Raw genomic sequence first — 22,205 nt, 5'->3', positions numbered from 1 at the left:
GGGCTCATGCAAATTCGACACCTCAAGATCTCTAATTTCCGGGGGATCTCTGCGCTGGACTGGAAGCCTGACTCTTCCTTCTGCTGCCTAATTGGTTCGGGTGACTCGGGTAAGTCCACCTTGCTCGATGCAGCCGAAGCGGCACTTTCGTCCCGCTGGTTTTCATTCACTGAGCCCGACTTCCTCGCCTGCAACACCTCCAACCCCATCGTCATCGAGGCTACTGTCGGCGAGCTTTCCAAATCTCTTAAATCGGATGAGCGGCTCGGCCTCTACATTCGAGGCTGGACGAGTGCTGGTCAGCTACGCGACGAACCCGAAGATGATGATGAGCCCGTGTTAACAGTTCGCCTCACTGTTGACGCCACGATGGAGCCTATTTGGGAGCTGGTGTGCGATCGAAGCGAGGAGCCCCGCACGTTGTCTAACCGCGACCGCGCACTGTTCGGTCTTGTTCGGTTGGCTGGGGAAGACGCTCGGCATTTGGCTTGGGGCCAAGGATCGGTTCTGGCTAGACTGACAGGGGATAACAGAGAGGCAGCAGCCCGTCTCGCAGAGGCATATCGAGCTGCCCGGGCGAGTGCCAATCTGAGCGACATCGAGGCGTTAGCCGACACGGCCGACTTGGCCGAAGGGTTCGCCAAACGATTGGGAGCATACGTTGATGGCGCGTATGAGCCCGGCTTGGAACTTGGGCGATCCGGTCTATCTTCTGGATCTATCGCACTTCACGACAGCGGAGTTCCACTTAGGTTGTCCGGCCTTGGCACCCGACGACTCGCCACCTTGGCGATCCAGAAATCAGCTATTACTGAAGGGGCTATTGTCCTGGTCGACGAAATCGAGCACGGGCTTGAACCACATCGGATTATCGGCGCGATCGCGCAACTTAAGACCGATCAAGCCAGGGCGAAGGATGAAGGCAAGCCTACGGGACAAGTCCTGATGACCACGCACTCAGATATTGCACTCGGAGAAGCCGGCGCGACCAGTTTGCGCGTGATCCAAACATCCCGACCAGGACGAGCAGCCACTATCGCTCACCCGGATTCCCCTGACCCTATTCGTGCGCTGATGCGTTTCACGCCCAGGGCAATGTTCGCCCGTCGCATCTTGGTGACTGAAGGAAACACGGAGCTTGGCCTTCTTCTTGGTCTGCGCGAAAGATGGCCAGCGCGTCATGCCAATCGGCCGATTGAGCAACTGGGGGCGGCCCTCGCCGACGGCAATGGCGAGCAGGCATCGTCTATGGCTTTTGCTCTCGCTGGCCTCGGATATGCGACTGCAATCTATCGTGATTCGGATACTGTTTTGTCCCCCGCCATCGTGGCCGCTCTGGCGGTGGCTGATGTTCCCATTTTTGAGTACGGAGGTGGTCTCAACACCGAGCAGGCGATTTTTTCCGCTGCGAGTGACGCTCTGGTTCAAGAGTTGCTGGTTTACGCGCGCGAAGAACGGGGAAACGACGCCATTGATAACAACCTCAACATCAAAATCCCCGACCTGGACATAGCAACAATCAGAGGCGATTTTGCAGCCTGGGAGCCTTTTTCCGAGATGGATGACACGCAGCTTCGGGAAGTGATTGCCGAAGTGGCTGGCCGGAAAAAGTGGTTTAAGGATCAAAGGATCGGTCGAGGCTTGGCGCCTATTGTCTGGCGGATCGCGGCAGAAAGTCCCGCCTCACCCCTCGCGACGGCCCTCACTCAAGCCGAGGCATGGCTATATGCCTGATGCCGCCGACCTTTTCGCCTTGGGTACCGCTGCAGTGGTAGCGCCTGCTGGGCACGGTAAGACAGAGATCATTGCGAATGTTGCGGCTTTGAGCGGTCGCGCACTGATTTTGACCCACACGCATGCTGGCGTGCATGCCATTCGATCGCGTATAAAGCGCTTGGGCATCCCTCACACGCGCGTCGCTGTTGATACCATCGCTGGCTGGTGCATGCGCTACGCCCATGCTTTCCCCGGTGTAGCTCAACCGCCTGACGGAATGCCGCAGACTGGCGAGCAATGGAATCAGCTCTACCGCGGTGCCACGTGGGCACTCGGGGTCAAGGCGATCCGCGGAGTTGTCGCGGCCTCTTACGACCGCATCTTGATAGATGAGTATCAAGATTGTCACGGCTTACAGCACCATCTCGCAGTCGAACTTTCAAGCATTGTTCCGACTTTGATCTTCGGCGATCCGATGCAGGGAATCTTCGAGTTCGCCGGCGCGACGTTGAACTGGGACGACGAGATTCACCCGGGCTTCCCGTTTGCAGGGACGCTTGAAACGCCTCACCGCTGGGCCGGCAAGAATCCTGATCTCGGGCAATGGATTGCCGAAACGCGATTGAAGCTCATGCGTGGCGAAGTCATCGACTTGTCCGATCCTCGCATCAGCTACCGTGAATCCGACGACGCCTTCGATATGGGAACGCTATTCGAAGGCATCGACGGCAAGGAGGGTAACTTTGCTGCCATTCATTGCAACAAGACCATCTGCTATAGATTGGCCAAAGCTGCAAATGGTGGCTACCAAGCAATCGAGGAAATCGCCGCTAATAGACTGCGGGATTTCGCATCTACATGGGATCGAGCAACCGACGGTACAGGAAGGCTTCATGCGTTCACCACTCTGATCAAAGACTGCTTCCACAAAAAGCCGATTGTGGAAGGTGAAGCGCCTGATCCCGGAGACGCTGCGCTTCAGCAAGCAATGCGGGATCTTGTGCCGGCTTTGGACCAAGGTAATGGTGCGGAAGCCGTTACCCAGATGTTCGGGTTGGCCCGCAGACGCCCAAGATGGAAGCTTTATCGCAACGAGCTTTGGCGAGATGCCGAACGGACAGCGACCGAGGTTTCTGCAGGTCGAACCGAGACCATGACAGCAGCGACTCTCAATATTCGTCAGCGAGTCAGTAACTCAGGCCGGAGGCTACCCAAACGCACGGTCTCAACTCCGCTACTATTGAAAGGGTTGGAATTCGATCATGTGGTCATTCCTGACGCCACTCACTTCGCCAACGAGCGTCAGGCACAGGCCAAGCTCTTTTATGTGGCTATTTCTCGGGCTACTCGATCGCTCACGATTTCATCACCAGAGCGATTTATCCAGCTTCCTATTCCCAACGTTTAATCCACCATGGCCGCAGAGTTCGCGGATCTTGAAGGTGACGATGTATCCGACATAGACTGAATCAGTTCAATTGCATAGGCGGAACGCCCAGGTAGGGATTGTTGGGTGGCACTTCGCCGAAGATAAGTTCTGGCTGGACAAGCAAGTAGCCGTGTAACTTCCGTGATTTTCGCGGTCCTGCGACTTCGCATGTCCAGATATTCAAACCGCTGGGTTGTTTTCGATGCAATTGCAGCCGTTCGAATCGCTTTTGCACCCACTGCCAGTCCTGCTGGTTCTCCTGTTTGGCCAGTTTGCCTACCTGCGGGTGTTCCTGCGCATAGCGCTGGAATACGCCCGGACTGACCAGGTAGGCGGTGTCGCTCACGGTATGGACCAGCGCTTTCGCATCATTGATGATGAGTCGCCGCGTGGCGATGCCCTGTTTCAGCCAGGCCATGAAGTGCTCGCCGGAGGGATGTGCCGTCGAGGGTGTAGAGGCCTGCGGCGAAGGCGCAACGGTGGCCAAGGTTGGCAGGGGTTCATCGGGAAGATCAGCGGGTACTTCGTTCGCTGCGGTTTCCACGTCCTGCTGGGTGGTTGGCGAGTTTTCCATTGCCACCATCGCCAGCATGTCCTCCATGGCGTCAGGGATGGCCAGTGCCTCGGGCGGAGCATCTTGGATCTCCAAGGCGGACGCAGCGCCGTCCGCAGGCAGGATGGCCGCTGCCACGACATCTTCGCCTGCGGTGGGCGTGTCAATCACCACCGTCCCGGCAAATGGCGCCGGTCGCTCGCCAGAATCCCAGATCAGCGCGGGCGCGAGACGCAGCAGCGTGAACGAGTGGGACCAGCCGGTCGAACTGACCACGGTCGCGCGCCAGATCGCCCTGCCATCGGGCGTCGGCTGCAACATGCCATGTTCCTGCAATACGTTGAACACGGCGGTGTTGTTCGCAGGGATGCCGTCGATACCCTGTGACAGCAAGTGCGCCCGCAGTTTGTCCGAGACCGTTTTGCTGACCAGCCACAAGCCATCTTCGGTGAGCCAGCCATCGGAGGCTTCCGGCTGATTCAGGTTCAGTTCTTCCTTGAGCAGGTAACGCAACCCGTCCAGGAGCTTGCGTTGCAGCGCGTGCTTGGGTGCGGCCATGGCACGTGTGGGGTCGCCACCCAGTTCCTGGGCCACCGAAGCACGGTCGGCCTGCACCACCAATTCGCCCAGCACCCCAGCGTGCTCGTACTGCCCGGCCATGACATAGAGCAGCGGCGCCCACAGGGACGGATAGCCGCTGAGCCAGTCCAGGATTTCGCGGTCGAGCAGGTGCCGGTAGAGCAAGCCTGTCGCGGCGCTGTGGAGCCGGTATTCGCGATCATCGCGGTAGCGGAAGCGGTATGGCTGGTGCAGCAGCGGGCCGTGCCACGGGTGCCAGATGCTGCCGTCGGCCAGTTCGATGTGCAGATCGACGGCGATCTTGCCGATGTCGTGCAGCAGTGCGGCATAGGCAACGGCGGCGGTCCAGGCTTCGGCTTGCGCTGCCTGGTCTTCGGGGCTGGCGCCGATGGGAAGCAGATGGGACTGCCGCAGCTTGAGCGCGTAGGCGACGATTTCCAGGCCGTGGTCGAGCATGCCGCCTGGCTAGGCATGGTGATGCGCTTCGGATGCCGGGAAAGCCTGGACCAGCTCGGCATAACGTTCCAGCGGCGCGCGGTACAGCGCTCCGAACTGCTTGCGCGAGAGCGAGGTGCGCTGCCAGATGTGTTCCAGCAGCTTCTGCCGGCGCGGTGTCGCCAGCAGCGATGCGGCCGATTCCGGCCTGATCAGTCCTTTCGGGAGGTCGGTGGTGGGTGCCGGCGATGGCGCGGCAGCGACCGGAGGCCGTTTCCGCTGGAACAGAGAGAGCATGTGGGTGTCCTGGTGGCTGGCCAAGCGGGAGGCCTTTTCGCCTTTTCGGGTAGGGCCTTTCCCCTTGCACCCCATTCCCTTGCCATTTCGGCCCTTTGGCCTTTAGAAGCCTTTGGATATAGAGCGGTGGGCATTGGTCGTCCACCGTCAATGTGGGGGTGGTGAGGCCGGATTGATGCGGGAAGGCTGGCTGTTCCTACCCTACGATGAGATTCATTGTTGAATGCTGGAGAACCCCGGTGAGAGCTATCATTGACGAGGTAAGGATATTTCCTTACAATGTGGGTATTGCGTTCAGGAGTGCCGCCATGCCTGCCATTCACGAAGTTGCCACACTGACCTCCAAAGGCCAGATCACGCTGCCCAAGTCCATCCGCCAAGCCCTGGGCGTGGACACCGGCGGTAAGGTTGCGTTCGACCTGCGTGGCGGCGAAGTCGTCGTGACGCGCGCCGACGTCGAGCACGAGGACCCTGCCATTGCCGCGTTCCTGACCCTGCTGGCGCGCGACATTGAAGCGGGCCGAAATGTGCGCGGCCTGCCCGAGGATCTGGCTCGCACCATGCTGGAGCACGCGGGCCACAAGGTGGAGCTGGGCGATGCTTTCGATGAGGACGTGGAAATCTGATGCAACAGCATGGCTGGACACTGCTGTTCCACGACAACCTGATCGAGCAGATGATGAAGCTGCGTGCGGCCGTGCTGCGCGCCCAAGAGAACGACCCGGAAGGGTTCGGATCGAACGCCAACGTCAAGTTCTTCCGGGCCTTGGTCCAGTTGATACAAGACGTGGTGCCGAGTGATCCGGCGCGCGACGAATACCGCCAGGGCAACACCATGGGGCCGGCCTATCGCCACTGGCGGCGGGCCAAGCTCGGAAGACGGTATAGGCTGTTCTTCCGCTACGACTCGAAGACGAAGGTCATCGTGTACGGCTGGGTCAACGATGAACAGACCCTGCGGTCTTCGGGAAGCAAATCAGACCCGTATGCCGTGTTCGAGAAGATGCTCGGGCGCGGGAATCCGCCGGACGAATGGAGCGCATTGGTACAGGCAAGCAAGCAGGATTGGAGCAAACTGAAATAGGTATCCCTCAGCAGCAGGAGACAATCATGAGCACCACGACCCGCATCAGCACAGCAGAACGCCTCGGCCGTAGCTTTGGCCGTGGATGGCGCGCCTATGTGCGTGGCGAACGGCGGGCGTCGAACTGGTTGGTATCCAAGGGTGTGCCGGTAGCTGGTGCCACCGTGCTGTTGTGGTTGGTCAAGCTGGTCGTGCTCGGTGTACTGCTCTATTCCGCGTTCTGGCTGGCACTGCTGTTGGTTTGTGTCGTGGCTGTGGGATGGGCAGCAAATCAGAGCCATTCAGACGAAGAGTTCCATTTGCAGTTTCCTACCACCTTGGAAGAACTTCGAGAGACACCGGGTTATGACCCGAATCTCTACAACGACACATCTCATGAGATGTACAAGGATGATGACTGACACTCGGCTTGAGTGTGCGTCACTTCAACTTCCTTGACATTGCGCCAGCTCCTTTTCCACCGGCAGCGCCTGCATCCCTCGTACCTGCTGAGAAACTGTTTGCGATCGTTCCAGCGCGGATTCCGGCCCAGGTCAGCGCACCGATCCAAAAGGTCGGCAATACCAGGAACATCGTGCCCGTGACGAACATCAGGAGCATGTCGCCAAAGGCGTTGTTCAGCCCCACCAGCGGGTCGAAGTTGCTGTGTGGCCGGTTCCAGCCGAAGCCCCAGCCGTAGAGCGCATCGAGGATGGTGCTGTCGATCCATCGTGCGAGCTGGAACCAGAAATCGACGAAGAACAGTGCGAACTGCACGACGCTGACGGTGACGACGGTCTTCAGGTCATAGGTGCCCACGACCAGCACCAGCGGGATGCAGATCACAAGCGCCATCTTGAGTAACGCGAGCACCATGGGCAGCGCCTGGCGCACCACGTCCATGGCCGGAAACGCGGCAATCGCACCGACGGCCATTCCGACGTCGCCCGTGGCCCGCGTCACGATGTTCGGCAGGGTCTTGTCGATCTGGCCGCCGTAGTCGGTATAGACGCTGCCCTGGTTCAATTTCTGCTGCCGTGGCGAGGCGATGGTGCGGATCACCGAGTCGTCCACCTCGGCTCGGCTCAGAAAGCCGGCCCAGCCCGCCAGGCGATTCAGCAGGCTTGGGTCTACCTGCCCCAGCAGGCGTGCACGCAGGCCATTGCTGCCATCGGCCCACCACTGCCTGCAGGACGGATAGCCGCCACCGCTGGCCACCTGCGCAAGCCCGGCATCACGGTTGCTGTCGTAGGGCCAGTCATCGCGTGGTGTGCTGGAGCGATAGCTGTCGTAGTAGCCGCCGGTGTCCGTGAAGAAGCGCGAGCCGATCCAGGTCACGTCGTGCATTTGTGTCTCATCGAGGTCCGGGCGCTGCATGAAGAGCTTGGCGCGTGCCGGTCCGTAGCAGTCCCGCGAGAAATCCGCCACTTCCTGAGCCAATACCGGGTCGTCGATGCGCGTCGCGTCGATCTCCATGCGCATCTGCCGCAAGTCGGTGCCGCAGGGAATCGCCGCCACAGAGGCACCGGTCACTGCTCGCGAGAGTGTGTGCATAAAGGCCCACCAGACGGGCACCTTCGCCGATTGGTTGTTGATAGTGCTGAAGGACTGTGACCAGCCGGTATCCGTGGGTTGCGGCACGCTGACCTGGCATTGGGCCGAGCGTGCGCTGTCGTAGCGGATGGTGTTGAGGTCCACGTCGATGAATGGAATACCGGCGAACATCACCACCATGATGGCAACGAACACCCGGTTCTCGATGCGCGCAGCCGAGAGCACGCCCTTGTTGCCTTCGTCGGCACCCTCCGCACGGGCCTTCAGCCATTCCTGCACGATGATGGCAATGAAAGGCAGCGCAAAGACACCGCTCGCCACCAGCACGGCCCATATGCCGTTATGGACGATCCACGACACCAGCGTGAGGTAGTACTCCAGGTAGTCGGTGGTGAAAAGCGTCATGTCCTCGCCCCCTCAAGCGGCCTGCATCAACAGGCTGGCTTCCAACGCCACAATGGCGGCGACGCCGGCGATCTCGCTGCGCACCAGGCGACGCCGCGCCTGTCTATCCGCCCCGCGTTGGGCCTCACGCGCCAGCAGCCGGCGGCGCATCCAGACCCAGCCGTAGGCGGTCGCACCGTACAGGCACAGTCGCCACGCCATGAAGTAACCCGCCGTAGCCGTCAACCATCGCTCCCAGCTGGCGACGCTGCCGACGAGGTAAATGCCGACGACGTTGGCGCCCACAGCGGCGGTAACGAGCAACACCGTCCACAGCAGCGCCTTCGTCGTGCGCCGGTTGAGCAGCCAGCTGGCATGCGACGGGTTCATGGGTTGCCTCCCGGATTGCCCTTCTGGAGCTGGTCGAGGCGGTCGGGAATGGGATCGCCTTCGTAAATGCCACGCGAGCCAGCCGCGCGTGTGCCATGGCGCTGGATGATGGCCATCGGCGAGTTGTTCGCCAGCTCGCGTCGCAGCTCCAGCTCGGTCTTCAGGTTGCGGATCTCGCGGTCGAGCGTGTCACTCTCGTTGTTCACGGCCTCGACCGCCAACTGGTTCGCCGCGACGTTGGGCTCTTTCTTGCCGGTGAGCAGCGTGCGCTGGAGCAGCAGCGCCTTCTCCAGCACCGACGACAGCGCCACCTCCGAGGCTAGGCGCCGCGCCAGCAGGTCCTGGTCTGGTTCGTCGCGCAGCGCCTCGATGACGCCGCGCGTGATCGGCAGCGAGGTGCTACCAGCTGCGCGCAGGTTCTCGAATGTGGTGTTGCGCGTTCCCGAGACCAGTTCCTGCAAGGCTTCCAGCTTTGCCTCGTACTCATCCTGGATCAGCGGCGTCAGCCCGACGCCGGGCACCGTTTCGGTCTTGGTGCAGGAATCGCAGGTGCGCTGCACCTGTTCGCCGAGAACCCGTGTGGCCCATTCGGTCGCCTGCTGTGGCGAGGTCCAGGTCTGGCAAGACAGACTCGCGCAACTGGCGGCAGCGATGGACGATGTGTCGGTCACGCTGCGGCCGTTGACCAGGTTGTAGCCTGCGCGGGTGACGTCGCCGACCACGCGGATGGCCGACTGGCCTGCGCCGCCCGCATTGCTACCACCCACCCAAGGCACGCCGTCGTTGCCGCGGCGCGTCTCCGCCTGTTCAATTGCCGACACGGCATCCGTGCTCGACACCGCATCGCGCAGTGCCATGCCTTCGGCCATCTGGCTCCAGCCGAGTTGTCCGCCCGCCGTGTCGGCCATCTTCTCGGCCATGGCACGGCAGGTCAGCTTGGATCGGTCGAAATCCAGGCGCGCCTGCAGCACGCCGTTGGTCAGCAGGTTGTACAGGCCGGGATCGGCGCGCTGGATGATCAGCGCAGGCAGCGATGCCACCGCGCTGGTGGCGCTCTGGATCACGTTGCTCATGATCTGCTGAAAGCCGTTGGTGACGCCGTTGAGCTGGTTGCGCAGCGTGGTCTGGATGCTCATGTCGCCGCAGATCAGGTTGCTGTTCCAGCCCACGCCGACGCCGATCGAACGCATGCCGGCAGCGCGGCTCATGGACACTGCGCTGCCGCCGCCGATCGAATACATCACCTCGTCGCCGATCACGGAGCCGCCGGTCTGAAAGCCGGTCTGTGCCCACGCCAGGCCGCCGCCATGAACGAGTGCGCCAGCCAGCACCCCAGTCAATACCGTTGGACGCAGCAGGCGGCGTGCCGTTGGGGAGAGGATCATCAGTTCAGGACGCTTCATCGCCGTACCCTCATTGGAAATCGACGCTGCCGAGGAACACTTGCCCCCGGCGTTCGCAGCACGCATAGGGCCGCCACAGCGCCCAGGCGTAGTCGCCTTGCTGGGCTTGGGTCAGGAAGCCGCCGCGCGGGAACACCGTGCAAGAAGAGGACAGGACGGGCGTGAGTTCCTGCCACTTGCCCGTCGAGGCATCGCCTTCCATCAGCGCACCGGCAGGCCAGTAGCCGGGCCGCGAGTTGGCGAGCAGCGGCTGATAAACGTGGATTTGTCCACGGCGCGTGACGACATCGCCAGCGCGCTGGGCCACCACGGCGCCAGCCTTGTGGTCGTCGGCCTGGTGCAGGAAACCGCCACGCGGATACACGTTGCCCCACAGGTTCAGCGTGGTGCGCGCGCCGACCTCGCGCCTACCCGGAATCAGCGCCTCCGGGTAGACCATCTCGGGCACGTTGTAACGCCAGGCCAGCGTGTCCAGGGTGCTGAGCAGGTACGGCATGAACGCCGTGCCCGCGCCCTCGCAGAAGTAGCCCGAGGATGAGACGAACTGGTTGAACACCTCGACGCCGGGGTGGCCGATCACGTCTGCGTTCTTGAACTTGGCGAGATTGTTCTCGTGGTCTTCGTTGGTGGTGCCGTCACCGCCGGCCTGTGCGGACGGGTTGGGTGCGCTCATCGCCCGGACTTCGACCCAGGGGTTCTCGCCGGTGTTGCTGTAGCTGGAGACGACCGCATCGGGGATGTAGTGGCGGACTTTGATGGACGTGCGCACCGTGCAGCCCGTCCAGGTGCAGTAGAGCCAGTAGCAGATGCCGACGACGCGGTATTCGAGGCAGTCTGGTGATGCTACTGAGCCAACGATGGTTGCGGTGTTGAGGGCGTAGCTGCCGGTAGCGCTGAGCAGCAGCACCGAGGCCACGCCAGCACGCAGACGGCGCATCCGCTCGAAGGGTCGGGTCATGGCTGCGGCCTCCGGTGTTGCTCGATGCGCGCGACGGCACGGGCCACGTCCGGCTCGCCATAGACCACGTAACGCTGATCCACCACGACCGCCGGGATGCTGGTGACGCCCAGGTTCCATGCGTCGGCGACGCCCTGGTATGCCGACGCAATGCGGCGCTGGAGGTCGGCACCGCCGTTGTTCAGGCGGCGCTTGACGATGGCCGTGGCTTGTTCAGGGTCGGCGGGCAGCTGTGCGGAAAGCTCGGCTTCGATGCGCGGGCCTTCATCCAACTCGATCAACCGCTCGCCACCCATGGTCTTGACCGGGTGGCGGCTGTCGGTGAAGACCACCACATCGGCGGCGAAGGTGGCTGGGCTCAAAACAGCCAAGGACGCCGGCAGTGCAACGGCCAGGCCAAGGGTTCGCCAGCCGGATGCGAAGCAGAGTAAAGATGCTGGCATGTCGCGTGCCCTTGAAGTTGATCAGAGCCATAGTCGAACGCGAACCCGCTGCCGCCCCAACAAACAATGCGCATCGCGGGCACCCCGCATACCTGGTTGTGCCGCCGCATGGAGAAAGCGGAGGCCGAAGCCCCCGTTGTGATCAGTGAACCACGTGCTTTCCTACAAAAGACCCGACTCGGCGAACGAGTACGGCGTGCCCTGACCAATCACGAAATGGTCGAGTACGCGCACGTCGATAAGCGCCAAGGCGGTCTTCAACTGCTCGGTCAGCACGCGATCCGCATTGGATGGCTCGGTGGAACCCGAGGGGTGCTGATGGGCGAAGATGACCGCAGCGGCGTTCAGTTGCAAAGCGCGCTGCAGCACGACCCGTGGATAAACCGAGGTCGCATTGATCGTTCCATGGAACATCGGCTCCACGGCCAGCACGTCGTGCATGCTGTTCATGAATACAACGACGAAGATCTCGTTGGGCTCGGCGACCAGCTTCAAGCGAAGGTAGTCCCTGACCGCAGCGGGCCGTTCAAGACGTGGCCCGGCTTTGAAAACCCGTCGCTCCAGCAGCACGATGGCTTGCTGAACGATCCAGTCTTCGTGCTGAGCGGCAATATCGGAAAGTGACTCCAGGCAGGAGTCATTGATGACGACAGACATGGCGAACCTCCAGACAGGGAAATCGAAGGGCGCACATGCCCCAGGAGGGCAAGCCCTCCTGGGATAGGAAAAAAAACAAGGGAACAGGGTGCATCCATCACCGCTGCTGCGGTGATCGTTCGCGGCCAGGATGCGAGGCGAACGGGTCGCGGTCAGCGCAGCGTGCTGCGCCGTAGCCTCAATGACCGCAGGCTACCTGGGCATGTCGCCGACAACGTCGGCAGGCATTTCGGTGGTCGGTGGAGCGGCGGCATCCTCAGCCACCAGCATGTCCATGGCCGACAGCAGTGCATCGCCTTCGATCGGCCCCGGCAGCACGATTGCCTGACCGGTTTGGCGATCCTGCAGACGAATCGAAGGCGTCGCGGTCACGCCGCCCTTGGTGGCTTCCTCGGCCTGAGCGCGAATCACCCTATCCGGTCGCTCGCTGGCCAAACACTGCTCGACGGCTGGGTTGAGGCCGGGATAGCGCAGACCCTCGGGCAAGCCCAAGCCGTCGCTACGTGTGTGCGCATAGATCCATTCAATGCCCTGCCAAAAGGCCGCATGCCCACCTGTCTCGGCGGCGCACTCGGCCAGGCGTGCCTCGGCGGAGGCGGCCGGTTCGTGCGCGGCCAGCGGCTGGTGGTGCCATTGCAGGGCTACGTCCGCGTTGGCATCCACCCAGCGCTTGAGCTGCGGGAAGTACGCTCGACAGAACGGACATTCGAGGTCGGCATAGAGCGTCAGCGTGAATCGGCTCTCGGGGTTGCCCATCTGCCAGGGAGGCCCGGCTACTTGCGCAGCACTGACCGGTGCGGGAGGCAGCGACGCGGGTTCGCTGGGAATGCGGGACACGATCCATATCAACAGCAGCGCGATCAATCCAGCGGCCAAGAACCAGGGCCAGCGCTTGCGCGAGCGCCGACGGCGGAACGCCTGCACCGGCATAGGAATGGAAGGGCGTTTCGGTTTCACGGCAGTCTCCGGCGGCTATTGCGGCAGGCCCACGGCTGGCGACTTGATGCCGCGCGCCTGGTCGATTCTCTCGGCCACTTTGAAGGCCGCATCGAGTTCGTTGATGCCGTGTTGCTGCATGAGCTGGTAACGCTCGGATTTTTCCTCGGGTTCGGTCTGCGCGAGCGCGAGATAGAGGCTCGGTGGCACGGCCCGAAACAGCACTTCCAGGCTCTTGGAGAGGATGACGCCCTCGGTGAACTTCCCGGCTTCCTTGCGCGCGGAAAGCATCAGCGCCTTCTGCGCAGGCGAGAGTTCGCGGAACCGCGCGATCTTCTCCACCTCATCGGGCGGCATCGACAGGCAGATCCACCACTCGATCATGTTGAGCATGGGCTCTGCAGCGCGCGGCAAGTCGTCGATGTTTTGTGTGGCGAGCCAGAACCAGGCCCCCAGCTTGCGCCACATCTTGGTGATCTTCACCACGTAGGGTGCGAGCAACGGGTTCTTGGTGATGATGTGCCCTTCGTCGGTGACGTTGATGATCGGGCGGCCCAGGTACTGATCGCGCTCGGCAATGTTGTTCACCGTGCTGATCAGGCTGATGTAGGCAATAGAAAGCTGCGCGTTGTAGCCCTCGCGGGCATAGGTCGCCAGATCCACCAGGGTGATGTCGGCTTCGGGCCATGGCGAACCGTCGCGGTCGAACATTTCGCCGTCCGTGCCTTGGCAGAACATGTCCATGGCGTCGGCCATCTCCAGCAGCCGCACACGCCGCATTTCCGGCAGCGTCGGATCCTGGCTGCGCGTGCGCAGCGCGTTGCGCACATCGCGCGTGAGAACGGTGCGCTTCTCGCCATCCTTGCTGTGGCAGTGCTCGGCGGCATCGAGGATGCACTGACGGATCAGTGAGCGGTCGGCTCGCGTCATCCGGGCTTCTTCTTTATCTTCGCCGCCGGTGATCATCAGCCTCGCGGTGATCTCCAATTCGCCCAGTACGTCGCGCTGCTCATCTGCCTCCATGGCCACAGCATCGGGTGGCAGGTCTTCGTCCAGCGCATCGGCGTCGAGCGTCTGCACGTCGCTGGGCGTCTCGATCAGCCGGCGCGCATCCGCGAACGGCGCCAGGGTAACGCCAGAGCCCGGAGCGAGCTTGACCCGATTCACGGTCAGGCCCAGGCGCCGGGCAAAGTCGCTGAACAAGCCGAAGCTGTTGCCGGCCTCGACAATGAACAGGCGGGGACGGTAGATCGCCGTGACCTGATTCAAGAGGTTATTGAGGGTCGCTGACTTGCCCGAACCTGTCGGGCCGAACAGAAACAGGTGGGCATTCATCTGCCGATCCAGGCGGTTGAGCGGGTCGAAGGTGATCGGCCCGCCGCCGCGGTTGAACATCGTGATGCCGGGGTGCCCCGTACCTTGGGCGCGGCCCCACACGGGCGAGAGGTTCGCCGCGTGCTGGGCGAACATCAGTTGGGTGTACCACTTGCGCCGATCCTGGCCGGGGTTGTAGCAGCACGGCAGCCAGCGCAAGTAGCTGTTCAGCGGTGCCACCTCGTCGTCTTCGCGAACCGGCTGCAAACCGGCGTTGAGCATGACGTTCGCCAGGTCGAGGCCGCGCCGATCCAGTTCCGCCTCGTCGCGCCCGCGCAGGTAGAACGCCAGCGTGCCACGATAGAGCTTGTGCGCGCTGCCGATCAGAGAGCGAGCTTCATGCACGTCCTTGAGCGTCTGCTCGGATGCCAGGGTTTCGCCCACGGCCTTCTTCGCCAGATGATTGAGATCCGCTTCGAGAACATCCTGCGGCGTGGCGACCAGCGTCAGGCAAAGGGTGGTGTCCTCGGGCATCTGGTCGAACAGCGTGTTGATGGCGTCGCCCTTGCGCGTCTCGCCGGTCAGGTGTCCCGTGCCTGGCGGCATGCGCAGGCGGTCGGTGATCAGCACGCGGTGCGGCATGCCGTCGAAATGCCAGGTGCCGTGCGCCACGTCGGAACGCGGCTGGCCGAAGAACAGCCGTTGGCTGAAATCCCGTCCGCTCGCCAGCTCGATCTCGCCGTCCTCGCCTTCCTCCGCACTGTCGGGATAGCGCGCCAATGTATAGAAGCGCTCCCGGTCTTCGGCCCCAGGCCCGAGCAACGTGGGGCGCGGGTTGAACCAGCGCAGCAACCAGTCATGAACATCTGCCGCGACCATGCGCCGGGCCTGAATGCCGGCGTTCGCCAGTCCGCCGCACAGGCGGTCGCAGACGATATTGAGCATCTGCTCGGGCGTCTGCCCGCGACGGCTGTTTTGCCCTTGCCCGGTCACGCGGCGGTAGACCACCATGCGGACCCGGCGGGTCTGGCCGCGCCACGGCAATCTCGTGACTACGGTGTCCTCGAACAGGCCGCCCGGCTTGGCCACCGCGCGCAGATGGTGGCCGAAGAAGCGCAGGTAGAACTCGCTGAACGCTGTATCACGGGCGCGCGGCTGCACATAGTCGCGCAGGGTCTGCATGTACTGGTCAAAACTGGGCTCGTCCTGGGCGTAGAGCTGCAACACCCAGGGGGTTTCGTCCAGTTCATCGAAACTGTCCTGCAGCGCGTTCTCCAAGGCATCGCGGGCCTGCGCGAGCCAGCCGGGTTCCCGGCCTTCGGTGCCCAGCGGCACCAGCTCGTAAAAGGCCGCCACCGATTGCCCGTCCTCCAGCAACATGGCCTTCGACTGCGGCAGGAACTCCACCCAGGGCAGTAGTTCCACGAACGACGGCGCGACCTCATACAGCGTCTGCTCGTCTGCCATGGTCGCCGGCCTGTGATCTTGCACCGCCGTGCCGGGTTCGGGGATACCGGCCTGGTGCAGTGCCTCGACGTGGCGCTGCCAGCCGTCCGGCTCCTCGTCATCGCCAGCGCCGGACGCGGCCAGCTTCGGTGTGGCCAGCCTCGGCCAGGGGAGTTTCCAACGCATCAGTAGTCCTCCACGCGCTCGCCTGGCATGGCGTACTGCACGCGCTGGTACAGCGGGAACACAGTCGTATAGCCCGGAATCGGCACCGGGTCGGTGCCCGCCAAATGGGGATACACGTACATCACGAGGTCTGGGTTGGGCAGGCGCTGGAACTGGCGATAGACCTCATTGCGCGCGGTGCGCGTGTAGCGCATCTGCTCGGCAGGTACGGCTTGCACGTCGGCCTCGGTCAGCGGACGGCGAAGGCTCTGGCGCGCATCGAGCAACTGTCTGCGTGCCACCTGGCCGGCGCCACCGCCGCCGTCTCCGGCGTTCTGCTGCCAGATATCCATCATCGTGCTGTCGCCGTGGGTCAGCAGCTTTTCCTTGCTGGTCGCGCAGCCGCCGAGCAGCGCGACGGCCAACGCCAGCGCCAGGCCTTGAGACCAGCTATTCAAGTTCGAGAGCATGGCTTTCTCCTGCGCGGTGATCGACCTTGCGGCCTTCTGGGTCGAAGTCGATGGCGAGCGGCTTTTCGAGGTGGACGGCGACCTTGGCACCGGGCTGCACATAAACGGCAGCGAAGGCCTGGCCGTAGAGCTTGTTGACCCAGCTCGACATGTCCTGAACGCCACTGGCGAGAATCCGGCCCACGGCTTCCTGGCCGCTGATGCCCACGCTGCCGATGGAGCCGTCGGCGCCGACATAGGACGCCCTGCCGCTGTCGGATTCGATCAGTGAGGCCACGCCAGCGCCAGCCGCCGTGATCAGGGCCTGGGTGCCGAGGTACTGCTGCGCATTGCTGCGCCGCTCGCCGCTGACACAGGGAATGCCGTGCGGGTCGCTGATCCAGCCCAGGCCGTCACGTTGTTGGTTGTTCTGCTGGTTGCCCTCGCGATCCTCGGGAATGGTGCGGATGGTTCCGTCATGGAACACGAAGGTGATGCTGCGCACCTGGCCGCGCACGCACGAGAGCGTCCAGTCGCCTGATGCGGTGCCGGAGAACACGGCTCCGGCCACATCGGGAATGTCGATGGCGTTCGCGGTCAAATTGTCCGGTCCGACCAAGACCTTGAAGGGGTACGGATCGTTCACCGTGCCGTCGATCGGCACGCGGCCAATCAGCGCCGTCATTGCCACCGACCCCATCAGCGTTGAGTTGGTCGGCACGGTGTAGACGGGCGTCGCGGTCTTGACGCCAGCGGCGCGTGCGCCCGCGTTCGCCACGGTTTGCGCTGTGGTTTCCAGCGTGCTCTGTGCAGAACCGAAGCTGGTGGGAAAGTTTATGCCGCCATTCGACCTGCCTCGTCCATCGCTTTGTTTCGCGTCATCAGGCTCCACCCAGCGCATACTGCCTTCCATGCCGGCCTCGTCGCCGTCACGCAGGCCCAGCCCCACCGGCAAATCGGCATGGCCGCCGCCACGACCGCCGATGCTGTCCAGGCGCTGCTGCAGGTCGGCGAGCAGCCCCTCGGTCTGCTGGCGCGCGCTGGCCGCCTGCTGTTGGTCACGGCGCAGGTCGGAGCGTTCGGATTCGAGGGCCGAACTGATACGCTGGTCGATGGCGCTCTCGCGCTGGCGCAGTCGCTGATTCTCCTCGCGCTGCGACCTGTTGTCGGACAGCGCGGTCTGAAGCTCGGTGCGCAACTGCTTCACCTGGGCAACCAGCGTCGCCACGGTGTCGCGCGGGGTATCGCCCTCGATGCCCAGCGCCTTCATTTCCTCCGGCGTGAGCCTGCCGCCGCCATCTGCGGTGGGCGGCGCCGACGCACCGCCTCCAGAGAACAGCCGGATGGCGACAAACAGCACCAGCAGGGCCACGGGGATCAGTAGCCACTTCAGGAGTCCGTTACTGCGCATGGCGGGCCTCCCTGTCGTCGCTGGCTGCTGCTTTTGGCTGCGGAAGATGCACTGCGGGGTCGAAGCGATGGATCGCCGGCAGCAGCGACTGCGCGAGGCCGTGCCCGCGCGTCACCAGGTACAGGACGGTCGTGTCCTCAGATGTTCCGCGTGGGCCGAGCGCCTCATGCTGGAAGGTGGCGGTGAGGAAATCACCGTGCAGCATGCGCGGATCGAGGTTGATCCAGTCGTTGCTGCTGTTGGTCAAGCGCACGGCAGTGACCCACTGGTCTTCCAGTCGCCACGAGGCGACCGCGACCGCGCGTGCCGGCAAGGTCGGCATCAGCGTGCCGAGGTCGAGGTCGCGGCGCAGGTTGACCCGAATAACGCCTGGCAAGGGTTCCACGGTGCGCAGCGGCGCGTAGAGGTTCTGTGCCGCAAAGCGTGTCAACACGACAGGGATTGGCGTTTCGCGCCGCGTCGTCCGGGTGTCCGCCTGATTCTGGACGCGCGTCTGGGGTGTATCGGGTCCGTCAGGCTGACCGCCATAGCGCGCCGGGTTGCTGTCGCCTTCAACGATGCGCACCGGCTCCAGCTCAGTTTCGCTGTCCTTGGGCAGTTCCGCCGCAATGTCGAGCAGGATCAGCGCGCCCGTGTCGGCGTCCTGCAATTGCAGCCGTGTTGGCTCAATTGGCTCGCTGGCACGCAGGTACACCGCGCCGCCCGCGCTCTGCACGCGCAGCCGCTCACCGACGCCCGCAGGCACGCCCACGCGGACGTTTCGGTCGATGAACACGATGCGCTCCTGGCCGACCTTCAACGGCACCGCCAGCGGCATGCGCTCCCAACGTAGGATTTCCACCGCCTGGACGGCGGGGGACGCGACCACTGTGGCGGCCACGGCCAGCAGCCCCAGCAGCGCGAGTACAGGATGCTTCATGGGGAATTACCTCCTTGAGGCGCTTGCGGCGTCATTCCACCAGGCACTGGGCGCGTCGGCTCCGGTGCGCTGATGCGCTGGGGCGTGCCTTCGTAGCAGTCGAGCACCAGGCCGAAGGGGTTGCGGGCGGGATCGACGTCCACCCGCGCGACCTTTACGGGGTAGCGCACCAAGGCGCGTTTGACCTGCTCGGCGCCGTAGTACTCGTCGGCGCTGATGTCCAATGTCACCACCCAGTCGCGGTCGGAAATCACACGCACGCGCGCCGTGGGGTTGTCGCCATAGCTGCGACCGGGGATTTCATAGATGCCGCGCACGCGCTGGCGCAGTTCGCCGGTGCTGCGGCGGTAGTCGTAGTCCGCGCGCAGGAAGGCCTGGCAGGACGGGGTGAGGTACGGCGAGAGCGTGTGGAGATTGCGCGGGTAGTCTTCTTCGCCATTCGTCGGCCAGCGGTTGAGGGTCTGGAACACGTAGAACGTGAACGCATAGACCGATTCAGGCGGTACTTCCCACCACTTGCGGGTACTGCCGGAGCGCAGGTCAGGCGGGACGTGGATGGTCAGGTCGCGCGGTGCGCTCCACCATCCTCCGCCCATGACCAGGGCGACGACGACCAGCGCACCCGCGCCGAGGCGCAGCGTCCTGATGTGCGCCTGCAGGTGGGTGATCTCGTTCTTGAAACGGCTCATCGTGCGCCCCCATGCCTGCCCCTGCGGGTAGTCCAGAAGCCAGAGCGCGAGATCAGCACATCGTCGCCCACCCAACCGGCCATCAGCGGATGGCGCGTGGCAATCCGCCATTGCAACTGCCGGTACAGCCAAGTGTCGGGACGCCCACGCTTGAGGCGGCGCAGAATGCCGCCGCCGATGAACACGCCCAGCGCCACGCCCAGGACAACGAAGGTCGGCGCGATGGCAATCGTGCGGAACACCCAGGACAACGGAGCGCCGACCACCAGGCCGGCGGCGCCAGACAGGCCGCAGCAAATCCACAACTCGTCGGCGGTGAGGCCGCGCACGACCACCGGGTGCCTGTTGAGCCGGTGTGGAAGGAACGTGACTGTCCCATCGGCACGGACATGCTGTTGCTCGGACATGGCCCGTCCTCGCTTACAGGATGCCGGTGGCTTCGGTGAGCAGCCAGATGCCGATCACGAGCAGGACAGCGCCGATGGCGACCGTGAGGCCGAACTGGCCCCACGTCTTGCGGCCAGTGTGGATTTCCGCGTAGGTGCCGTAGGCGTGATAGCACACGCCGATAAACATCGACGCCACCACCAGCAGGGCCACGAGCATGATGATGTCGTAGCCGTAGTTCCTGATCGTGTCCATGATGCCGCTGCCAGCGCCGCGGGTCGGGTTTTCCAACTGCGGCAGGCCTTGCGCGAACGTCAGCGCGGGCAATGCGGCGGCACCCAGGACGACGGCGGCGCGTTGGACAAAACGAGTAGTGAGGATGCGGTTTGGCATGGTCAATCCCTTCAGGTCAGGAGAGGAGGAAGAACGTCAGCACGAGGTACATCGCGACGAAGCGGATGCAGACGCCGAGGAACTGGCGCTGGTTGAGGCGGTTCTCGGCCCACCCCACGTAGGCCGTTCGGATGGCCCAGACGCCCCAGACGAGCAGAACCGCGAACACGACGCCGACCAGGACGGTCGCCATCGCGGATGGTGCGATGCCGCTGTTGGCTTGAAATGCCGAGACCTGGGCGCCGTTCATGGTCTGCCCTGCGCAGTCGTCGGCAGCGATGGCGGGGCAGCCCGCTCAGTGCGGTACTCGCCAGTCAGTTCGGAGAGGTCGCGCGGCTGGGCGCGCGACGGTGTGAGATGGGCCAGGATGCCAGCGCGCACACGCTCAAGGTCAGCCAGTAGTCGCGGGTAATCGAAGTGGTAGCGCTCGCCCGGTGTGATGGGGGTATGCGTCGCGCTATCTGCGACGGTGCGCTCCAGCGCGGCGAGCTGGCGCAGCGCGGCAACCAGCTCCTGACGCTGCATCGGGGATTCGGCCAACGCCATCGAAGACTGCCCCATCAGTAGGGCCGTCACGAGAAAAGTGGGCACGCCGCGATGCGCGGCGCGCAGCCTGATCGGAGCCAACATCGCGCCATTCCTGTGTGATCAGCAATGGCTTGATCGTGGCGATCAGAGGCGTTTCAGGCCGCAAACAATAAGAACCTGCGAATGACCGGATTGATCGCTTAGAGATACTTCTTGAAGCTCCCTGCAGTCAGGCTCACGGCCAGTCCCAGCAAGGCGGCGCTCGGCAGCAGGATCAGCAGCGGATGCACCGAGATCGGCAAGGCCAGATACGTGACCCAGGGCAGCACGGCCAGCGGCATCAGACTGGCTTTTGCTCGGTGGTAGATGAAGCCGGATTCGCGGCCCGCGCCGAACCGGCGCACGTCACGCCTCACCAGACCGTCGATCAAACCGACAAATGCCGCCGTGAAGATCAGCGGAAGCGTGAGCGCCAGGACCAACAGACGCACCAAAAAAGTGAGCGTGGTGAAGGCGGCAGCGATCAGGTAGCTTTCGGCCCAAACATAGACTTGGCTGATGAAGTAGCGGAAGTTTCGTGTCTGCCCCTGACTGGGCGCACGGGCGCGCTCGGCGGTCTGGCTCATGCGCTCCAGCAGTCCTGAGCGCACGAACACCCATTCGTAGCCGGTGTCCACCAGCGCGTGCGCCGTGCGTCCGGGTTCCTGCACGACCACGCTGCGCGTGAAGTGGTTGGACAGGTGCCCCAGCTCGTACTGCAACATCTGCTGAGAGTGCTGCCAGCCCTGGTCCTTCCAGAACAGGTGCATGCCGATGCACTCCATCAGGATCGAGAACAGCAGCGAGCCGACCAGTACTCCGAGCAGCCGGAACGGCAAGGTGATGGTGCCGACGATCAGGCCCTGGCGGCGGTTCTGCTCGCGCTGCGCAGTGGAGGCAGCGTCGCTCATGGCGCGGCCTCTTCGCTGGCCGTATCGCCGGTGTCGGTGATGGGTGTGGCGATGACCGCCTCATCGAGCAGGTCGTCCGGCAAGGCCGCGTTCTGCAAGACCGGGGAGCTGGTGAATTCCCACCACTGCGTGGCCTCGTTGTAGCTCTGACGCATGTGCCCCGCGAGTTGCTGCAAGTCCGCCGGCATCACTTCATCCGGGTCTGGCGCCGGCAACGGCATGCGCACCTTCCAAAGCTGACCGCCCTGCAGCAGCGCGAAGCACTGGCCTTTGGGCAGGCCGACGATGTGCGATGGCTCGATCATCGGCACGCTGGACATGCTGATGCGGTCCTGGGTGTTCGACGTAAAGTCCGTCGCGCCGCGAATGTCGGAGCTGTCGGTCGCGCCGCTGACGATGGTGGTCGTATAGACCTCAACCTTCGGCAATTGCCGGGTCAGCAATTCAGCGGTAGCCGTCTCGCGCACGCGCAGCATGAACAGGTTGTTGAAGTTGCCGATCACCTGACCGGCCTTCGCGCGGTTGCCGATGCGAGCTTCGATGTCCGAGAGGGTCTGCGTGTACGCGGTGACTTGCAGGCCAGCGCCGCCGCCCTTGTTGATCAGCGGAATGAACTCGTCGCCCATCAATTCGTTGAACTCATCGGCATGGACGTTGATCGGCACGCGCGAGCCAGCCGATGCGCCCGGCAGGCCGTCGTCGATCCCGTGCTTGTAGATGTGGCCGGCGACCGAAACCAAGTCGGAGAACATGGAAT

At 63.4% G+C, this 22,205-nt stretch carries 23 protein-coding genes and 1 pseudogene; 5 read left to right on the top strand and 19 right to left on the bottom strand.

Translation table 11 applies throughout. The features are described 5' to 3' along the window. Positions 1-6 precede the first annotated feature (6 nt). On the top strand, positions 7-1,734 hold the full coding sequence (locus H0484_RS08445) for an ATP-dependent nuclease (protein WP_075117008.1): 1,728 nt from the start codon (positions 7-9) through the stop codon (positions 1,732-1,734). After that, a complete protein-coding gene (locus H0484_RS08440; RefSeq protein ID WP_075117007.1) occupies positions 1,727-3,124 on the top strand; it encodes a UvrD-helicase domain-containing protein in 1,398 nt (465 codons plus the stop codon). The genes H0484_RS08445 and H0484_RS08440 overlap by 8 nt, the downstream gene beginning before the upstream one ends. Positions 3,125-3,185: 61 nt before the next feature. On the opposite strand, the pseudogene mobH reads toward H0484_RS08440, so the two are convergent. After that, a pseudogene (gene mobH, locus H0484_RS08435) lies at positions 3,186-5,009 on the bottom strand (MobH family relaxase). A gap of 308 nt (positions 5,010-5,317) precedes the next feature. On the opposite strand from mobH, the gene H0484_RS08430 reads away from it, so the two are divergent. Genes H0484_RS08430 through H0484_RS08420 form a run of 3 tightly spaced genes read left to right on the top strand, consistent with a single transcriptional unit; the run spans position 5,318 to position 6,494 of the window. After that, a complete protein-coding gene (locus tag H0484_RS08430) occupies positions 5,318-5,635 on the top strand; it encodes a type II toxin-antitoxin system PrlF family antitoxin (protein ID WP_226954142.1) in 318 nt (105 codons plus the stop codon). Beyond that, a complete protein-coding gene (locus tag H0484_RS08425) occupies positions 5,635-6,093 on the top strand; it encodes a type II toxin-antitoxin system YhaV family toxin (RefSeq protein ID WP_226954141.1) in 459 nt (152 codons plus the stop codon). Before H0484_RS08430 ends, H0484_RS08425 begins: the two co-directional genes overlap by 1 nt. Positions 6,094-6,119: 26 nt before the next feature. Beyond that, the gene (locus tag H0484_RS08420; RefSeq protein ID WP_023112374.1) at positions 6,120-6,494 is read left to right on the top strand and encodes a DUF3742 family protein; all 375 of its coding nucleotides are present in this window, start codon (positions 6,120-6,122) and stop codon (positions 6,492-6,494) included. Positions 6,495-6,513: 19 nt separating this feature from the next. Here H0484_RS08420 and H0484_RS08415 read toward each other — a convergent pair whose 3' ends face one another. The 18 genes from H0484_RS08415 to H0484_RS08330 form a co-directional block, all read right to left on the bottom strand. Continuing rightward, the gene (locus H0484_RS08415; RefSeq protein ID WP_226954140.1) at positions 6,514-8,031 is read right to left on the bottom strand and encodes a conjugal transfer protein TraG N-terminal domain-containing protein; all 1,518 of its coding nucleotides are present in this window, start codon (positions 8,029-8,031) and stop codon (positions 6,514-6,516) included. 12 nt (positions 8,032-8,043) lie between these two features. Next, complete coding sequence (locus tag H0484_RS08410; RefSeq protein ID WP_058137601.1) at positions 8,044-8,400, bottom strand: hypothetical protein; 357 nt, start codon at positions 8,398-8,400, stop codon at positions 8,044-8,046. Continuing rightward, entirely contained in the window at positions 8,397-9,803 is a 1,407-nt protein-coding gene (locus tag H0484_RS08405) for an integrating conjugative element protein (RefSeq protein WP_226954139.1), read from the bottom strand. The genes H0484_RS08410 and H0484_RS08405 overlap by 4 nt, the downstream gene beginning before the upstream one ends. A gap of 10 nt (positions 9,804-9,813) precedes the next feature. Further along, positions 9,814-10,761: a TIGR03756 family integrating conjugative element protein gene (locus H0484_RS08400; protein WP_058137603.1), complete on the bottom strand. Its 948-nt coding sequence runs from the start codon at positions 10,759-10,761 to the stop codon at positions 9,814-9,816. After that, a complete protein-coding gene (locus H0484_RS08395) occupies positions 10,758-11,204 on the bottom strand; it encodes a TIGR03757 family integrating conjugative element protein (protein ID WP_226954138.1) in 447 nt (148 codons plus the stop codon). Before H0484_RS08395 ends, H0484_RS08400 begins: the two co-directional genes overlap by 4 nt. A 162-nt stretch (positions 11,205-11,366) precedes the next feature. Next, complete coding sequence (locus H0484_RS08390; RefSeq protein WP_033981957.1) at positions 11,367-11,861, bottom strand: JAB domain-containing protein; 495 nt, start codon at positions 11,859-11,861, stop codon at positions 11,367-11,369. Between the two features lie 192 nt (positions 11,862-12,053). Further along, positions 12,054-12,818, bottom strand: a complete 765-nt coding sequence (locus H0484_RS08385) for a DsbA family protein (RefSeq protein WP_226954137.1) — start codon at positions 12,816-12,818, stop codon at positions 12,054-12,056. Between the two features lie 15 nt (positions 12,819-12,833). Continuing rightward, positions 12,834-15,743 (bottom strand): conjugative transfer ATPase, encoded by a 2,910-nt coding sequence (locus H0484_RS08380; protein WP_226954136.1) that lies wholly within the window; start codon positions 15,741-15,743, stop codon positions 12,834-12,836. Then, positions 15,743-16,192: a TIGR03751 family conjugal transfer lipoprotein gene (locus H0484_RS08375; RefSeq protein WP_226954135.1), complete on the bottom strand. Its 450-nt coding sequence runs from the start codon at positions 16,190-16,192 to the stop codon at positions 15,743-15,745. The genes H0484_RS08380 and H0484_RS08375 overlap by 1 nt, the downstream gene beginning before the upstream one ends. Further along, complete coding sequence (locus H0484_RS08370) at positions 16,173-17,582, bottom strand: TIGR03752 family integrating conjugative element protein (RefSeq protein ID WP_226954134.1); 1,410 nt, start codon at positions 17,580-17,582, stop codon at positions 16,173-16,175. Before H0484_RS08370 ends, H0484_RS08375 begins: the two co-directional genes overlap by 20 nt. Then, a complete protein-coding gene (locus H0484_RS08365; protein WP_041025070.1) occupies positions 17,572-18,501 on the bottom strand; it encodes a TIGR03749 family integrating conjugative element protein in 930 nt (309 codons plus the stop codon). The genes H0484_RS08370 and H0484_RS08365 overlap by 11 nt, the downstream gene beginning before the upstream one ends. Then, positions 18,498-19,190, bottom strand: coding sequence for a PFL_4703 family integrating conjugative element protein (locus H0484_RS08360; protein WP_033981951.1), 693 nt, complete (start codon positions 19,188-19,190; stop codon positions 18,498-18,500). The genes H0484_RS08365 and H0484_RS08360 overlap by 4 nt, the downstream gene beginning before the upstream one ends. Continuing rightward, the gene (locus H0484_RS08355) at positions 19,187-19,597 is read right to left on the bottom strand and encodes a TIGR03750 family conjugal transfer protein (protein WP_033981950.1); all 411 of its coding nucleotides are present in this window, start codon (positions 19,595-19,597) and stop codon (positions 19,187-19,189) included. Before H0484_RS08355 ends, H0484_RS08360 begins: the two co-directional genes overlap by 4 nt. 13 nt (positions 19,598-19,610) lie before the next feature. Then, positions 19,611-19,970, bottom strand: coding sequence for a TIGR03745 family integrating conjugative element membrane protein (locus H0484_RS08350; RefSeq protein ID WP_226954133.1), 360 nt, complete (start codon positions 19,968-19,970; stop codon positions 19,611-19,613). A gap of 16 nt (positions 19,971-19,986) precedes the next feature. Continuing rightward, positions 19,987-20,220 (bottom strand): TIGR03758 family integrating conjugative element protein, encoded by a 234-nt coding sequence (locus tag H0484_RS08345; RefSeq protein ID WP_022579861.1) that lies wholly within the window; start codon positions 20,218-20,220, stop codon positions 19,987-19,989. After that, on the bottom strand, positions 20,217-20,600 hold the full coding sequence (locus tag H0484_RS08340) for an integrative conjugative element protein, RAQPRD family (RefSeq protein WP_226954132.1): 384 nt from the start codon (positions 20,598-20,600) through the stop codon (positions 20,217-20,219). Before H0484_RS08340 ends, H0484_RS08345 begins: the two co-directional genes overlap by 4 nt. A 98-nt stretch (positions 20,601-20,698) precedes the next feature. Further along, a complete protein-coding gene (locus H0484_RS08335) occupies positions 20,699-21,448 on the bottom strand; it encodes a TIGR03747 family integrating conjugative element membrane protein (RefSeq protein WP_226954131.1) in 750 nt (249 codons plus the stop codon). After that, positions 21,445-22,205 (bottom strand): TraM recognition domain-containing protein (locus tag H0484_RS08330; protein ID WP_226954130.1); only part of this gene is annotated, 761 nt, incomplete at its 5' end. The genes H0484_RS08330 and H0484_RS08335, both read right to left, overlap by 4 nt.

The organism is Mesopusillimonas faecipullorum, from assembly GCF_020539505.1.
GTDB classification, from domain to species: Bacteria; Pseudomonadota; Gammaproteobacteria; order Burkholderiales; family Burkholderiaceae_B; genus Mesopusillimonas; species Mesopusillimonas faecipullorum.
This window is presented reverse-complemented; position numbering and strand designations above follow the sequence as displayed.

Bases quoted from the DNA above. Each gene is read 5' to 3' on its own strand.
- H0484_RS08360 (WP_033981951.1), bottom strand. From the start codon at position 19,190: ATGAGCCGTTTCAAGAACGAGATCACCCACCTGCAGGCGCACATCAGG.
- H0484_RS08370 (WP_226954134.1), bottom strand. From the start codon at position 17,582: ATGCGCAGTAACGGACTCCTGAAGTGGCTACTGATCCCCGTGGCCCTG.
- H0484_RS08415 (WP_226954140.1), bottom strand. From the start codon at position 8,031: ATGACGCTTTTCACCACCGACTACCTGGAGTACTACCTCACGCTGGTG.
- H0484_RS08440 (WP_075117007.1), top strand. From the start codon at position 1,727: ATGCCTGATGCCGCCGACCTTTTCGCCTTGGGTACCGCTGCAGTGGTA.
- H0484_RS08410 (WP_058137601.1), bottom strand. From the start codon at position 8,400: ATGAACCCGTCGCATGCCAGCTGGCTGCTCAACCGGCGCACGACGAAG.
- H0484_RS08380 (WP_226954136.1), bottom strand. From the start codon at position 15,743: ATGCGTTGGAAACTCCCCTGGCCGAGGCTGGCCACACCGAAGCTGGCC.
- H0484_RS08400 (WP_058137603.1), bottom strand. From the start codon at position 10,761: ATGACCCGACCCTTCGAGCGGATGCGCCGTCTGCGTGCTGGCGTGGCC.
- H0484_RS08375 (WP_226954135.1), bottom strand. From the start codon at position 16,192: ATGCTCTCGAACTTGAATAGCTGGTCTCAAGGCCTGGCGCTGGCGTTG.
- H0484_RS08405 (WP_226954139.1), bottom strand. From the start codon at position 9,803: ATGAAGCGTCCTGAACTGATGATCCTCTCCCCAACGGCACGCCGCCTG.
- H0484_RS08340 (WP_226954132.1), bottom strand. From the start codon at position 20,600: ATGTTGGCTCCGATCAGGCTGCGCGCCGCGCATCGCGGCGTGCCCACT.
- H0484_RS08425 (WP_226954141.1), top strand. From the start codon at position 5,635: ATGCAACAGCATGGCTGGACACTGCTGTTCCACGACAACCTGATCGAG.
- H0484_RS08395 (WP_226954138.1), bottom strand. From the start codon at position 11,204: ATGCCAGCATCTTTACTCTGCTTCGCATCCGGCTGGCGAACCCTTGGC.
- H0484_RS08390 (WP_033981957.1), bottom strand. From the start codon at position 11,861: ATGTCTGTCGTCATCAATGACTCCTGCCTGGAGTCACTTTCCGATATT.
- H0484_RS08335 (WP_226954131.1), bottom strand. From the start codon at position 21,448: ATGAGCGACGCTGCCTCCACTGCGCAGCGCGAGCAGAACCGCCGCCAG.
- H0484_RS08350 (WP_226954133.1), bottom strand. From the start codon at position 19,970: ATGCCAAACCGCATCCTCACTACTCGTTTTGTCCAACGCGCCGCCGTC.
- H0484_RS08345 (WP_022579861.1), bottom strand. From the start codon at position 20,220: ATGAACGGCGCCCAGGTCTCGGCATTTCAAGCCAACAGCGGCATCGCA.
- H0484_RS08365 (WP_041025070.1), bottom strand. From the start codon at position 18,501: ATGAAGCATCCTGTACTCGCGCTGCTGGGGCTGCTGGCCGTGGCCGCC.
- H0484_RS08445 (WP_075117008.1), top strand. From the start codon at position 7: ATGCAAATTCGACACCTCAAGATCTCTAATTTCCGGGGGATCTCTGCG.
- H0484_RS08420 (WP_023112374.1), top strand. From the start codon at position 6,120: ATGAGCACCACGACCCGCATCAGCACAGCAGAACGCCTCGGCCGTAGC.
- H0484_RS08430 (WP_226954142.1), top strand. From the start codon at position 5,318: ATGCCTGCCATTCACGAAGTTGCCACACTGACCTCCAAAGGCCAGATC.
- H0484_RS08355 (WP_033981950.1), bottom strand. From the start codon at position 19,597: ATGTCCGAGCAACAGCATGTCCGTGCCGATGGGACAGTCACGTTCCTT.